This is a genomic window from Rhizobium sp. BK602 (assembly GCF_014195095.1).
Taxonomy (GTDB): domain Bacteria; phylum Pseudomonadota; class Alphaproteobacteria; order Rhizobiales; family Rhizobiaceae; genus Rhizobium.
In genome coordinates, this window is record NZ_JACIBC010000007.1 from 223,260 (window position 1) to 236,148 (window position 12,889).

General features: G+C 62.2%; 11 protein-coding genes. 5 read left to right on the top strand and 6 right to left on the bottom strand.

Going from position 1 to position 12,889, the window contains the following annotated elements; all coding sequences use genetic code 11:
- Positions 1-11: 11 nt before the first annotated feature.
- The 3 genes from FHX11_RS22810 to FHX11_RS22820 form a co-directional block, all read right to left on the bottom strand.
- Entirely contained in the window at positions 12-185 is a 174-nt protein-coding gene (locus tag FHX11_RS22810; protein ID WP_184361237.1) for a hypothetical protein, read from the bottom strand.
- A gap of 266 nt (positions 186-451) precedes the next feature.
- A complete protein-coding gene (locus tag FHX11_RS22815; RefSeq protein WP_184361240.1) occupies positions 452-706 on the bottom strand; it encodes a YMGG-like glycine zipper-containing protein in 255 nt (84 codons plus the stop codon).
- A gap of 47 nt (positions 707-753) precedes the next feature.
- Positions 754-909: a DUF3309 family protein gene (locus FHX11_RS22820; RefSeq protein ID WP_184361243.1), complete on the bottom strand. Its 156-nt coding sequence runs from the start codon at positions 907-909 to the stop codon at positions 754-756.
- A 1,291-nt stretch (positions 910-2,200) separates the two neighbouring features.
- Between FHX11_RS22820 and FHX11_RS22825 the strand changes: the two genes are divergently transcribed.
- The 5 genes from FHX11_RS22825 to FHX11_RS22845 all read left to right on the top strand — a co-directional run bounded on the left by FHX11_RS22825 (position 2,201) and on the right by FHX11_RS22845 (position 8,556).
- A complete protein-coding gene (locus FHX11_RS22825; RefSeq protein WP_184361245.1) occupies positions 2,201-5,356 on the top strand; it encodes a helicase-related protein in 3,156 nt (1,051 codons plus the stop codon).
- A gap of 3 nt (positions 5,357-5,359) precedes the next feature.
- On the top strand, positions 5,360-5,764 hold the full coding sequence (locus tag FHX11_RS22830; RefSeq protein ID WP_184361248.1) for an RNA-binding S4 domain-containing protein: 405 nt from the start codon (positions 5,360-5,362) through the stop codon (positions 5,762-5,764).
- Between the two features lie 210 nt (positions 5,765-5,974).
- Positions 5,975-6,313, top strand: coding sequence for a ferredoxin FdxA (gene fdxA, locus FHX11_RS22835; protein ID WP_184361251.1), 339 nt, complete (start codon positions 5,975-5,977; stop codon positions 6,311-6,313).
- Between the two features lie 400 nt (positions 6,314-6,713).
- Positions 6,714-7,286, top strand: coding sequence for a CarD family transcriptional regulator (locus tag FHX11_RS22840; protein ID WP_184361254.1), 573 nt, complete (start codon positions 6,714-6,716; stop codon positions 7,284-7,286).
- A 409-nt stretch (positions 7,287-7,695) separates the two neighbouring features.
- Positions 7,696-8,556: an RNA polymerase factor sigma-32 gene (locus FHX11_RS22845; protein WP_184361257.1), complete on the top strand. Its 861-nt coding sequence runs from the start codon at positions 7,696-7,698 to the stop codon at positions 8,554-8,556.
- A 165-nt stretch (positions 8,557-8,721) separates the two neighbouring features.
- On the opposite strand, the gene FHX11_RS22850 is transcribed toward FHX11_RS22845, so the two are convergent.
- From FHX11_RS22850 to thiP, 3 genes are all read right to left on the bottom strand, one after another.
- Positions 8,722-10,122 carry a M48 family metalloprotease gene (locus FHX11_RS22850; RefSeq protein ID WP_246781127.1) on the bottom strand — a complete coding sequence of 467 codons (1,401 nt, stop codon included), beginning with the start codon at positions 10,120-10,122 and terminating at the stop codon, positions 8,722-8,724.
- 402 nt (positions 10,123-10,524) lie between these two features.
- Entirely contained in the window at positions 10,525-11,253 is a 729-nt protein-coding gene (locus tag FHX11_RS22855) for an ATP-binding cassette domain-containing protein (RefSeq protein ID WP_184361259.1), read from the bottom strand.
- Entirely contained in the window at positions 11,246-12,886 is a 1,641-nt protein-coding gene (gene thiP / locus FHX11_RS22860; protein ID WP_184361262.1) for a thiamine/thiamine pyrophosphate ABC transporter permease ThiP, read from the bottom strand. Before thiP ends, FHX11_RS22855 begins: the two co-directional genes overlap by 8 nt.
- Positions 12,887-12,889 lie beyond the last annotated feature (3 nt).

A 12,889-nucleotide genomic window follows, 5' to 3' on the forward strand; every position in this document is an offset into this window, starting at 1 on the left:
GCGCCCGGCGATCACCGTCCGCGAGAATTCGTGGAATGCTGCTGTCTCGGCTTGAATTCGAGGACGACGGGCTTGAAGACCATGCGGCGCATTTCCCGATCGCGGACCCGCGAGGCGTAAACGAGCACGATGAAACTCGTGCCGACGAGGGCGAGCGCTGCGATGCTTGCGATGATCAAGACCATGATGCCGTTTCCTCCTCCTATCATTGACCGTATTCCCCGCGCTGGCGCGAGGTAAACGTCTCGTCGCGGCATCTCCTCGATATGCTGCCGCTACGGTATCGACCGGTCGCCAATGATACATCAACGACCGGCCGCGCATAGCCGGCTTCCGCCGGTCATGTCCCAAAGTGCATCGCGATCTTTCAGATTCGCGTCTTGCGCTTTAGGTCTTTGATGTTGCGCATGTCGTGGTCGCAAAACCGCTGCACGCTTTTGCGCGACATGTTTTAGCGGCAACGAGCCTCGTAGCGATTGCCGTAGCGGTCGCGATAGATGCAATAGCCGCGGCGCTCGTGAGAGCGGCCGATAAGATTGCCGACAACACCGCCCGCAACAGCGCCGACCGCGGCACCGCCCCAGCTATTGGTGGCGACGCCGCCAATCAGCGCGCCGGTTCCCGCGCCGATGGCCGTCCCTTTTTCCGTTGCGGTGCACGAGGCAAGTGCCCCGACCAGCGCAATCGCGACGATGACTTTCTTCATGGTATTTGCTCCCTGATGTAGCGAGGTTTTCAATATTGTCAGCCGGATCAGATCCGGCCCATCAGCAGTAGAATGAGAACAATGACAAGAACGAGGCCAAGACCGCCAGATGGACCATATCCCCAGGCTCGGCTGTATCCCCAGCTGGGGAGTGCGCCGATCAGCAGCAGAATCAGGATGACGAGCAATATCGTGCCAAGCATGGCTTGTTTCCTCCGCGTCCAGCGTCTGGAGCATGCGCCCGCGTGGGATTGCGCCCGTGCAACGCTGCTCCGACCGATGCGCCCTATCGTTTCGCTCCTACCAAGCGGATGGCGTATCGGCTTTCGCTAGAGACAGAAACTCGCGCCGGCGGAAATTGTTCCGGCTCAGAAATAACAGAGGCCGGCAAAGCAGGTCGGCACGGGTCGCTAAAACGTTAACGAACGAGCTCGCGACGTGGCCGGAATCAGGTCCGAACAGCTCACTCTTATGGTTAAAAATCTATTTAAATACAATATGTTGTAGTGAACGAAACGGGAAAATTCCGATGTCCGTGATTCGTCAGCTGTTCGTTCCGCATTTGGCCTTTGGTTAACGCTGCGGCGCTATCGATGGCAACAGGGGGTGAGCTTCCGCGCGGGCATGGCGTCGTGCTCGATCGCCGAAAAGTAGTGCTTCCTCGCGGCAAAGCGTTAAGATCGGACGTGTCGCCAGCCAAGCCGGCATTGCATCCCGATCTCGATCTGGAGGGGGCTTGCGGTCGGTACGCTACATCTAGCCGTGAACAAATGCGATACCCGATGGAATCAGCGATTCGTCGCCGATTCGTTCCGGCTTTGATCGATGTGTTAATGTGTTCAACTTTTACGATAGATTTTCGAGTCGAATTGCTCCATTTCGCTTAAAGGTTAATTGCAATCACCGATTCGGTCGGAATCGGCGCCTCTACCATGCAGAGTCCTGTGTGTTTTGATCGCTGAGACGCTAGATCTTGTGGAGAACAAACGGGGAATTTATCGCAGTCAGCGATTCGTCGCCGATTCGTTCGGGCTTTGACCCGAATCTTAACAAGACAGTATGCTAAGCCGGATTCCTCGGAAAATTATAGGACTTTACAATTGGTTAACCATGATCTTCGATTTGCCTTCCAGCTTTGAGCGGATCATTGCTTGACTCTGTTTCTTCGAAAAACGCGAGTCCCGATATGATTCAGTATCTGGTGGGAATCGATACGTGGATATCCATATATGGTGGTGAACGGAAAGAGAACGATGAGGAGTCAGCGATTCGTCGCCGATTCGTTCTCAAGCTGTTCCGGACTCGTCGGGACTCGTTCTGGCTGTGGCCGCGATGTAGCTTATGGTTGAGGTCGCCAATTATGAAATCGAATGTTGCGGCGGTTGTTTTTTGATTCAGGTCTTGCCTTTGTCACATATGGTCGTCATCTGTTCTTCTCTTCCCTGGGGAGCTTGCTGATCGCAAGACAGTGGTTTCTCGCGCATGCATGGACCTATGACTCAAACCTCGCAGCCAATGATCCTGAGTGGACGCGGTGTGACCGCGGTGCTCGGACCGACCAATACCGGCAAAACCCATTATGCCATCGAGCGCATGGTGGCGCACGGCAATGGCGTGATCGGCCTGCCGCTGCGGCTGTTGGCGCGTGAGGTCTATAGTCGTGTCGTCGAGAAGGTCGGTGCCCAGAACGTCGCGCTGGTTACCGGCGAGGAGAAGATCTCGCCGCCCAATGCGCGCTATTCGGTCTGTACCGTCGAAGCCATGCCGCGCGACACGCGCGCCTCCTTCGTCGCCATCGACGAGGTGCAGCTCGCCGGCGATCTGGAGCGCGGCCATATCTTCACCGACCGCATCCTGCATCTGCGCGGCCGCGACGAGACGCTGCTGCTCGGCGCCGGCACGATGCGGCCGATCCTCGAGCAGCTGCTGCCGGGGATCACCGTCGTCGAGCGGCCGCGCCTGTCGCATCTCTTCTATGCCGGGCAAAAGAAGATCACCCGCCTGCCGCAGCGCACCGCGATCGTCGCCTTCTCGGCTGACGAGGTCTATGCCATCGCCGAACTCATCCGCCGTCAGCGCGGCGGCGCGGCGGTCGTGCTCGGCGCGCTCAGCCCGCGCACCCGCAACGCCCAGGTGGCGCTCTATCAGGCCGGCGACGTCGAATATCTGGTGGCGACCGATGCGATCGGCATGGGCCTCAACCTCGATGTCGATCATGTCGCTTTTGCCCAGGACCGCAAGTTCGACGGCTACCAGTTCCGCAATCTCAATCCGGCCGAGCTCGGCCAGATCGCCGGCCGCGCCGGTCGTCACCTCAAGGACGGCACCTTCGGCGTCACCGGCCAGGTCGATCCCTTCGATGACGAGCTGGTGCGGCGGATCGAGGGTCACGAGTTCGATACGGTCAAGGTGCTGCAATGGCGCACCAAGGAATTCGATTTCTCCTCGATCGCCGCGTTGCGCGCCAGCCTTGAAAGCGCGCCGCGCGTTCAGGGGCTGACGCGGGCGCTGCCGGCGGTCGACCAGCAGGCGCTGGAATATCTGTCGCGGGACCTTGAGATCGCCGATCTCGCCAGCAATCCGGCGCGCGTGGAAAAATTATGGGAAGCCTGTGCGCTTCCGGACTATCGGCGCATTACGCCTGCCCAGCATGCCGATCTTATCGCTACCCTCTTTTCCGACCTCGTGCGCTATGGCACGGTGAAAGAGGACTTCCTTGCCGAGCAGGTGCACCGCGCCGATCGCACGGATGGCGAGATCGACACGCTTTCGGCGCGAATCGCGCAGATAAGGACTTGGACCTATGTGTCGAACCGGCCAGGTTGGCTTGCCGATCCGACACACTGGCAAGAAAAGACGCGGGAAATCGAAGATCGATTGTCCGATGCGTTACATGAGAGGTTGACGAAACGCTTTGTTGATCGCAGGACATCTGTGCTCATGAAGCGCCTGAGAGAGAATGCGATGCTGGAAGCTGAAATCAGTGTGAATGGGGATGTCTTCGTCGAGGGGCATCATGTGGGGCAGTTGACCGGATTCCGGTTCACGCCAATCGCGGGAACCGAGGGGCCGGACGCCAAGGCTGTCCAGACCGCCTCGCAGAAGGCGCTGGCGCTGGAGTTCGAGGCGCGCGCCGCCCGCATCCATGCGGCCGGCAACAGCGATCTGGCGATCAGCGCCGATGGCCTCGTCCGTTGGCTCGGCGATCCCGTGGCGCGCCTGTCGGGCAGCGATCATATCATGCGGCCGCGCGTCATCCTGCTCGCCGACGAGCAGCTGACGGGCAATGCGCGCGATCATGTCGCCGCACGCATCGAGCGCTTCGTGAATCATCATGTCAGCACCATCCTGAAGCCGCTCGACGACCTCCAGCGCGCCGAGGATCTGCAGGGTCTCGCCAAGGGGCTGGCCTTCCAGCTCGTCGAAAATCTCGGCGTCCTCTTCCGCCGCGACGTCACCGAGGAGGTGAAGTCGCTGGATCAGGATGCGCGCGCCTCGATGCGCCGCTACGGCGTCCGCTTCGGCGCCTATCATATCTTCGTGCCGGCTCTCCTGAAGCCGGCTCCGGCCGAGCTCATCACCCTGCTCTGGGCATTGAAAAACGACGGACTCGACAAGCCGGGCTATGGCGACCTGATTCCGGTGCTGGCCGCCGGCCGCACCTCCGTTGTCACCGATCCGAGCTTCGAGCGCACCTTCTACAAGCTCGCCGGCTTCCGTTTCCTCGGCAAGCGCGCGGTGCGCATCGACATCCTCGAGCGTCTGGCGGACATCATCCGTCCGCTGCTGCAGTGGAAGCCCGGCCAGGCCTCGCGTCCGGAAGGCGCCTATGACGGCCGCCGCTTCACCACGACGACGGCGATGCTCTCCATCCTCGGCGCGACGCTGGAAGACATGGAAGAGATCCTCAAGGGTCTCGGCTATCGTGCCGATGCCGTGAAGGCGGAGGAGGCGGCAGCCTTCCTCGCGCAGCAGGATGCGTCCTCGGCTCCGGCGCCGCAGGCTGCCGAAGCATCGGTCGAGAAGGCCGATCATGACGATGCCGATGGCGCGGGCGATGAGCCGGCTACGGAAAATACCGCCGCTGCACAGGACGCGGCTCCGGCTGCGGAAGCACCGGTTGAGCCAGTTGCGGCTGTTGAGGAAACAGCGGCCGCTGCCGCCGACGCGGAGGCCGCCGCCGAGCCGGTCGAGCCGAAGCCGGTTCTGTTGTGGCGCCTTGGCGGGCGCGGCGACAACCAGCAGCGCCAGGGCGGCCGTGGCCATGGCGATCGTCGCGGCCAGCAGGGCCAGGGCGAGGGACGCGGCTATCAGGGCAACCGCCGCGGCGGTGAGCAGGCGCAGGCAAGCGGCGAAGGCAAGCGCGACGGCCGGGACAATCGCGAAGGGCGCGAAGCCCGCGGCGACAACAAGGGTCCGCGGGGCAATCGCGATGGTGGCCGTCCGCAGCACCAGGGCAATCGTTCCGACCGCAACGACCGTCAGGATCGCGGCGAGCGGAAGGAGCGCAATGATCGCAACGACCGCAACAATCGCGGTTCGTCGCAGCCGCTGCGCTTCGAAGCCAAGCCGCCGCGCAAGGAGAAGCCGATCGATCCGGATTCACCTTTCGCCAAGCTCGCTGCCCTCAAGGAGCAGATGAAGAAATAAGCCATGACGGACACAAGGCAGCCATTTTCCGGTTCGCGCCAGCGCATCGACAAATGGCTGTTCTTTGCCCGCATGGTAAAATCGCGCTCGCTGGCGCAGGTCTATGTGCAGAACGGCAGCGTGCGGGTGAACGGCGAGCGGGTGGTTCAGCCGAGCCATGGCGTCAAAGTGGGCGACCGGATCGAGCTTTCGCTGGAGCGGCGCGATATCGTCCTGATCGTGCGTCAGCCAGGCGAGCGTCGGGGTCCCTTCGAGGAAGCGAAGCTGCTTTACGAGGATCTGACGCCGCCGGCGGATGAGACAAAACGTCTCACGCCCTTCGAGCAGGCGCTGCGTGCGCCGGGCAGCGGCCGGCCGACCAAACGCGATCGGCGCGCCATCGATCGGCTGACATCCGACGACGATTAGAAAACTCTGTCCGCCCACCGGGTTTTTCCGGATTGTTTCTCCTTGAAATTGGCGGATAAAGTCGATACCTGACGGTCAACCCGCTGGTAACAAGCCGGGCGGCATGCTTGCGCTCCGCGCATCGGCCTGTCCGCTCCGGCTTCCGAGGGAAAGGCGCGACGTTCCAGGTTGCGCGCCCACGGAAAACTAGAGCCATTCCTGGAGTGCTTCATGACATATGTCGTGACCGATAATTGCGTTCGCTGCAAATATACCGACTGCGTGGAAGTCTGCCCCGTCGACTGCTTCTACGAGGGCGAGAATTTCCTGGTCATCCATCCGGACGAGTGCATCGACTGTGGCGTCTGCGAGCCGGAATGTCCCGCCGAGGCGATCAAGCCGGATACCGAGCCGGGCCTCGACAAATGGCTGAAGATCAACGCCGAATATGCGGCGATCTGGCCAAACATCACGGTGAAGCGCGATGCCTTGCCGGAAGCCAAGGAAATGGACGGCGAAGAGGGCAAGTTCGAGAAGTATTTCTCGGCCAATCCCGGCTCCGGCGACTGATCGAAGGCCGTGACAGACCGGCGATTAAGGTGTAGTCGGTAGGACATCGAGACGAATCATTGCCGTTGGCCGACAAGCGCGGTCAACGTCGCCAATGTGGCGCGTGTAAAGCAAATTATTGATTTCCTCAGATTTTTGTGATAGCTTCCTCACACTGATCCACCTGCGGCACTTCGCGTGCCCCAAACCATCACGAAAGCAAATAACCAATCCGTACGCGGTTTCCTTGACATATCAACGATTTGAGTTGTCGGGTCTGGGATCGCGATGAACGGATTTCTTTTTGCATGCGTCTGGCTGGACCAGGATGAAGTCACCCGACGGTGCTTCCGTCTCATCCGGGCCTGACTGACCCGGCCCCGGTCCTTGCCGGGTGCGTAACAGGGAGTTTTTGAAAAGAATGACGACCCAGCAGAAAAAACCTTCAGCAGCACGCCATGGCTTCAAGAATGGTGAATCGATCGTATATCCCGCTCACGGCGTTGGTACGATCACCGCAATTGAAGAGCAGGAAGTCGCAGGCATGAAGCTTGAGCTTTTTGTGATCGACTTCGAAAAAGACAAGATGCGTCTGAAGGTGCCCGTGGCCAAGGCCATGAGCATTGGCATGCGTAAGCTTTCCGAGACGGATTTCGTCGATCGTGCTCTGAAGGTCGTCCAGGGCAAGGCCCGCGTGAAGCGTACCATGTGGTCGCGCCGTGCCCAGGAATATGATGCCAAGATCAATTCCGGCGATCTGATCTCCATTGCCGAGGTGGTTCGCGATCTGTATCGCGCCGAAAATCAGCCGGAGCAGTCCTATTCCGAACGTCAGCTCTACGAAGCTGCGCTCGATCGCATGGCGCGCGAGATCGCCGCCGTCAACAAGATGTCCGAGACCGAGGCCGTTCGTCTCGTCGAGGCCAATCTGAACAAGGGCCCGAAGCGTGGCAAGGTTGTCGAGGAAGACGATTCCCAGGACGAAGCCGCATAAGCCGAAGCCAAAATATCCTATCCAAAAAACCCGGCCCTCGTGCCGGGTTTTTTCTTTGGAACCTTTTGCCGCCTGCTGCGTTTATGCCTCGAGTTTTGCGGCGGATTGTGGGTTTTCGCGTGATGCGAGTCTTCTCAATCGGTCGTTTCCATTGACGTCACGAGGACCGGCCCATGCATTCTGATTGGAAATTTCCCGGCGATCTGAAGCCACTTCGCTCGCCAGGTTATTTCAGCGAAATCGAGCTAGACCCGTAACCGACCGTCCGGATTTTCCGGGCATCGGTCTCCAATTGCATTCCATTCATAGATTTTCATCCGCGCAGCAATGTTCGGAGATGATGTTTGCTGCCTTTTTCATCGACCGCGGCACGGAAACGATCATTGGGCCGAATTTTAGGGAGATACATATGAATATGTCCGCAGATCGGCGCATGATAAAGATCGCAATGGCCGCTCCTTATCTCGCCCGCGACGAAGAGCACGATCTCGCCATCCGCTGGAAGGATCACGACGACCGTAGTGCCCGCAATCAGATCGCCACCGCCCATATGCGGCTCGTCATTTCCATGGCGGGGAAATTCCGCAATTTCGGCCTGCCGATGAGCGACCTGGTACAAGAAGGCTATGTAGGGCTCCTCGAAGCGGCGGCAAGGTTCGAACCGGAACGGGAAGTGCGTTTTTCGACCTATGCAAGCTGGTGGATCCGCGCCTCGATCCAGGATTATATCCTGCGCAACTGGTCGATCGTGCGCGGCGGCACGAGTTCGGCGCAAAAGGCGCTGTTCTTCAATCTCCGCCGGCTGCGCGCCAAGCTCGCCAGGGGCAATACCGGCGTCACCGTCCAGTCCATCCATGAGGAAATCGCCGTCGCCCTCGGAGTCAGCCTCGCCGACGTGCAGACCATGGATGCGCGTCTTTCCAGCAATGATGCCTCGCTGCAAGCGCCGTCGATCTCCGGCGACGCCGAAAGTGCGGAACGGATGGACTTCCTGATCAGCGACGAGCCTTTGCCGGACGAGCAGGTTTCCAACATGATCGACGGCGAGCGCCGCCGCATCTGGCTGGCCTCCGCGCTGAAGCATCTGAACGAGCGCGAGATGAAGATCATCCGTGCTCGCAGGCTGGTCGAGGACGGCGCGACGCTGGAGGAGCTGGGCGCCGATCTCGGAATTTCCAAGGAACGCGTGCGCCAGATCGAGAGCCGCGCCATGGAAAAGCTGCGCAGCGCGCTGGTCGACGCCGATCCGCGCATGGCGAGCTATGCGTGACACATCGTTCTCCCCTCGGGGAGAAGGGGCCGGGGGCGGATAAGGGGACGAGGAGCGTTCGTTTCCCAACGTCTTTGGCGCGGGCGAAGGGCAGCGCTGCGGCGATGCCAGTCAGCCGTGCACACCGCGCACCTTCTCCCCGTAGGGGCGAAGCCGGGTATATTGCTATTCCGAGATAATCTTGACCCTGTCACCCGGTGCGATCGAGGCGCCGGTCGGCAATGCGTTGATCAGCTTGAACAGATCGAGCTTGCGGTCGGTGCCCATCATGCGTGCGGCGAGCGTGGTGATGGTGTCGCCCGCCTTGACGGTGACGACCCGGACGCGCAGCGGCTTCAGCGACGAGGCCTCTTCCGGTGTCATGTGCCGGAAGCTCGACCGCAGCACATTGGCGGTCTGCTCCAGCTGCGTGACATTGCCTTTCGGCACCGCCGTCAGGAAGCGGAAGATCTGCGAGCGGTCGCGCACGACGGTGACATCGAAATCCCAGCGGTCGGCCGAAGCGCGCGCGGTTGCCGCCTCCATGCCGTTGACCGTGATCGGCCTGATCGAATTGGGATCGAGGCCGGTAACCCAGCCGCTGGAAATATAATTCGTGAGATTCTGGTTCTGGCTGTCGGCGACGCCGTCGAAGCGGATGGCAATATCGCCGGGGCCGGTCGCCATCACAGCCTCGACCTTGTTGTCGATGCGGAAGTCGGGCGGCACGTCGAAACGGATGCCGAGACCGCCATGCAGGAAGGTCTGGCCGCGCACATAGCCCTCTTCCGGGCTGTCGCCGTAAAGCAGGCCGTCGATCCCGTTTAGATAATAGTCGCGCCCGGTGTCGCCGACCTTGCCTTCCTCGCCGAATTCGCGCGCGTGGCTTTTGGCAAGGTCGATGCGCTGCGGCGTGCTCGGGTGGCTCGACAGGAAGTCCAGGCTCTGGTCGGCGTCGGAATTGGCCGTCATGAAGCGGCTGTAGTCTTCCATGGCATTGAGGAAGCGGGCGGCGGCATAGGGGTCGTAGCCGGCCTGGCCGAGCGTGCGGATGCCGATCTCGTCGGCCTGCAGCTCCTGCTGGCGCGAGAAGGCGGCCAGCCGCAGCTTGCCGCGGGCGAGCGCCTGCTTGCCGGCCAGATCGCTCGACAAGACTTCCGCGACGACGCGGCTGGCGATGACCTCGGCCTCCTCGCGCTTCTGGCGCTCGATGCCGTGATTGGCGGTGACATGCGCCATTTCGTGCGACAGCACGGCGGCGACCTCCGAGGCGTCGTTGGCGAGCGCCAACAGGCCGCGCGTGACGTAGAGATAGCCGCCGGGCAGCGCAAACGCGTTGATCGATGGCGAATTGAGGATGGTGATGCGGTAGGACTGCTGCGGATTTTCCGAGACGCTGGTCAGCGCGCCGGCGATGCGGGCGACGAGGCGCTCGGTCTTGGCGTCCTTGTACTCGCCGCCATAGCTCGCGAGAATACGAGGATGCTCGCGGGCGCCCATCTGCGCGCGCGGGTCGTTCTTCTGTACCTCGGAAACGATCTGCGGATTGGCCGAGGGCGAGACGTTCGGCTGATAGGACTGGTCCATCACCGACTGGCAGCTGTTGAGCACCGTCGCGGCCAGAAGGACGACGGCGAAGCGGCGCGCATGGGCGGCGGTGATCGCGCTGATCCTTCGTTCTGCGTGCTTGCTTTGCTTCAGTGCCTGTATCCCACTCATTTCGCTGCCATACCGGCTGGGCGCCAAACTTGCCTGATCATGACCCGGCCGATCATGGCCGCGTGTCGTATAAGATTGCATCCATCGCGATCAGACCTGAGTTCAACCGGATGATCCAAGCTTTTGCTGTAGCCGATTTCGGCAGCCGTTGCATAGCGAGACTCCGCTTAATTGTGACTGCGTTGTATTTTGGCAAGCATTTACCAGGACTTTCAACCGGATGCCGAGACGAAATTAAGGCAAAATCGCCGCCCGAATGCTGCATTGCACTTAATGTTGCAAAAATGTGGTCAGCGCCGGGATGCCGCCTTGCGTCAGGAAGTCCTTGATCGGCGCCGAAAGCCGGATCGCACCGCTCTCGATGAAAACAGCATGATCGGCAAGGCGCCGGACTTCCGCCGGATCGTGCGACACCAGCAGCACGGTATTGCCGGTCTCGCGATGGAGCGCCGTCAAGAGTTCGGCCATGCCGGCGCGCAGACCGGGATCGAGCGCGGCGAAGGGCTCGTCGAGCAGCAGGATCGGCTTGTCGCGCACCAGCGCCCGGGCGAAGGCGGTGCGCTGCCGCTCGCCGCCGGACAACGTGCCGGGTAAGCGCTTTTCGTAGCCGGCGAGGCCGACACGCGCCAGGGCCTGCGAAATCCTCTCGCGGTCACCCGCCGACAGTTTCAGCGACGGATGGATGCCGAGACCGATATTGGTGAAGAGATCGAGATGGGCGAAGAGGTTGTTGTCCTGGAAGACCAGCGAGACCGGCCGCTCGGAGGGATGCAGGCCCGTGACGTCCTGCCCGGCGAGCCGAATGTGGCCGCGGTCCGGTGTCTCGAAGCCGGCGAGCAGGTTGAGGAAGGTCGATTTGCCCGATCCGGATGGGCCGGTGACGGCGATGATCCTGCCCGGCGGCAGAGCGCAGTCGAAGCGGAAATCATGCGTGCCGAGGCGCAATTCGACGCCGCGCATCGCGATGCCCCCTGCCGCAATCTCCCGTCCGTCAGTCATTCCGTCCGCTTTCCTTGTCGCGCAGCCCCTGACCGGCCGTGCCGGCAATGGTCAGGAGAAGACATATCAGCCCGAGGATGAAAGCAAGCCCGTCGGCATCGTTGGTGCGGTAGCTGCCGAGCTTGCTGTAGAGCAGCCAGGGCAGGGTCATCAGGCTGTCGGAGCCGAAGAGGGCGACGGCGCCGAGGTCGCCGAGCGACAGCGCCATGGCGAAGGAGAGCGCCGTGAAGAAGGGCTTGCGCAGGCCGGGCCAGTCGACCAGCCGCAGCCGGGCAAGGCCGGTGAGCCCGAGGCTTGCCGCCAGGCGACCTGTACGGCTGACATGGACGGCATAGGCCGGCTCGACGACGCGGATGACGAAGGGAAGCGCCATCAGCGCATTGATGGCGACGATCAGGAGGGCGGCGACGCGGGCGGGATCACCGAGCGGCCTGAGCGCCAGGAACCATCCGGTCGCCAATACGATCGGCGGTACCAGCAGCACCAAGGAGGAGGTGCCGCTCAAGCCGATCGCCAGACTGCGCAGGCCCGTCGTGCTTCGGCGCTCGGCCGCGATGACGGAGCGGGCGCGGACGATGGCGAAGGAGGCGAGAACCGCGAGGAGACCGGCGGCAAGGGCAATGGCAAGGCTGGTCAAGGTCGCCTGCAGGAAGATCGGCTGGACGACGAGCTTGGCGAGGTCGGCTTCCAGGCCGGTGACGACGACGGAGGCCAGCGGCAAGCCGATGAACAGGGCGGCGGCCAGCAGCAGCGCGGCGTCCGCCCATCGGGCGGTGGCCAAGGCGCCGTCGATACGCCTGACGGCGCGGCCGCTGGTCAGCCCGTGATCGTCCGGCGCCGGAAGCATCGCCATCAAGGCGAGGACCGCGGCGGTGATGACGATCTGCAGCAATGACAGGACGACGGCCCGGCCGGGATCGAAATCGAAGCGCAGCGCCTGGTAGATCGCCACCTCGATCGTGGTGGCGGCCGGGCCGCCGCCGAGGATCAGCACCAGCGTGAAGCTGGTGGCGCAGAGCATGAAGATCAGCCCGGCGATGCCGGGAATGAGGCCGCGCAGCAGCGGCCACTCGATGAAGCGGAAGACCGAGCCGGGGCGCATGCCGAGGCCGCCCGCCATCAGCCAATATTCCGCCGGCACCCGCTCCAGTCCCGCCAGCATCAGGCGGGCGGCGAGCGGCAGGTTGAAGAAGACATGGGCGAGCAGGATGCCGGTCAGCCCGTAGATGCTGACCGGCTGCGACAGGCCGAGCCCGGCCAGCGCCTGATTGAGGATGCCCTGACGTCCCCAGATGCCGAGCAGGCCGAGTGCGCCGATCAGCACCGGCAGGCCCATGGGGACGGCCATCAGGCGGATCAGCCAGAGCCGGCCGGGAAAATGCGGCTGGCGCGCCAGGGCGCGGGCGACGGGGATGGCCAGCGCCACGGACAGCAGGGTGGAGAGCGTCGCTTGCAGCAGGGTGAAGCGCAGCACCCGAATAAGATAGGGATCGGTCAGCGGATTGCCGCCGGAGGATTCGATGCCGGCGGCCAGCAGGGTGATGACGGCGAGGCCGATGAAAAGCGCAATGCCGGCGAGGCTGAACGCCCCGCCGGCAATGGCATGCCTTCTCTCGGATGCGGTCGGTATCATCCC

What these genes read in the sequence shown, in the direction of transcription:
- FHX11_RS22840 (WP_184361254.1), top strand. Translation starts at nt 6,714, where the DNA reads ATGACGACCCAGCAGAAAAAACCTTCAGCAGCACGCCATGGCTTCAAG.
- FHX11_RS22810 (WP_184361237.1), bottom strand. Translation starts at nt 185, where the DNA reads ATGGTCTTGATCATCGCAAGCATCGCAGCGCTCGCCCTCGTCGGCACG.
- FHX11_RS22855 (WP_184361259.1), bottom strand. Translation starts at nt 11,253, where the DNA reads ATGACTGACGGACGGGAGATTGCGGCAGGGGGCATCGCGATGCGCGGC.
- fdxA (WP_184361251.1), top strand. Translation starts at nt 5,975, where the DNA reads ATGACATATGTCGTGACCGATAATTGCGTTCGCTGCAAATATACCGAC.
- FHX11_RS22850 (WP_246781127.1), bottom strand. Translation starts at nt 10,122, where the DNA reads ATGGACCAGTCCTATCAGCCGAACGTCTCGCCCTCGGCCAATCCGCAG.
- FHX11_RS22825 (WP_184361245.1), top strand. Translation starts at nt 2,201, where the DNA reads ATGACTCAAACCTCGCAGCCAATGATCCTGAGTGGACGCGGTGTGACC.
- FHX11_RS22830 (WP_184361248.1), top strand. Translation starts at nt 5,360, where the DNA reads ATGACGGACACAAGGCAGCCATTTTCCGGTTCGCGCCAGCGCATCGAC.
- FHX11_RS22815 (WP_184361240.1), bottom strand. Translation starts at nt 706, where the DNA reads ATGAAGAAAGTCATCGTCGCGATTGCGCTGGTCGGGGCACTTGCCTCG.
- FHX11_RS22820 (WP_184361243.1), bottom strand. Translation starts at nt 909, where the DNA reads ATGCTTGGCACGATATTGCTCGTCATCCTGATTCTGCTGCTGATCGGC.
- thiP (WP_184361262.1), bottom strand. Translation starts at nt 12,886, where the DNA reads ATGATACCGACCGCATCCGAGAGAAGGCATGCCATTGCCGGCGGGGCG.
- FHX11_RS22845 (WP_184361257.1), top strand. Translation starts at nt 7,696, where the DNA reads ATGAATATGTCCGCAGATCGGCGCATGATAAAGATCGCAATGGCCGCT.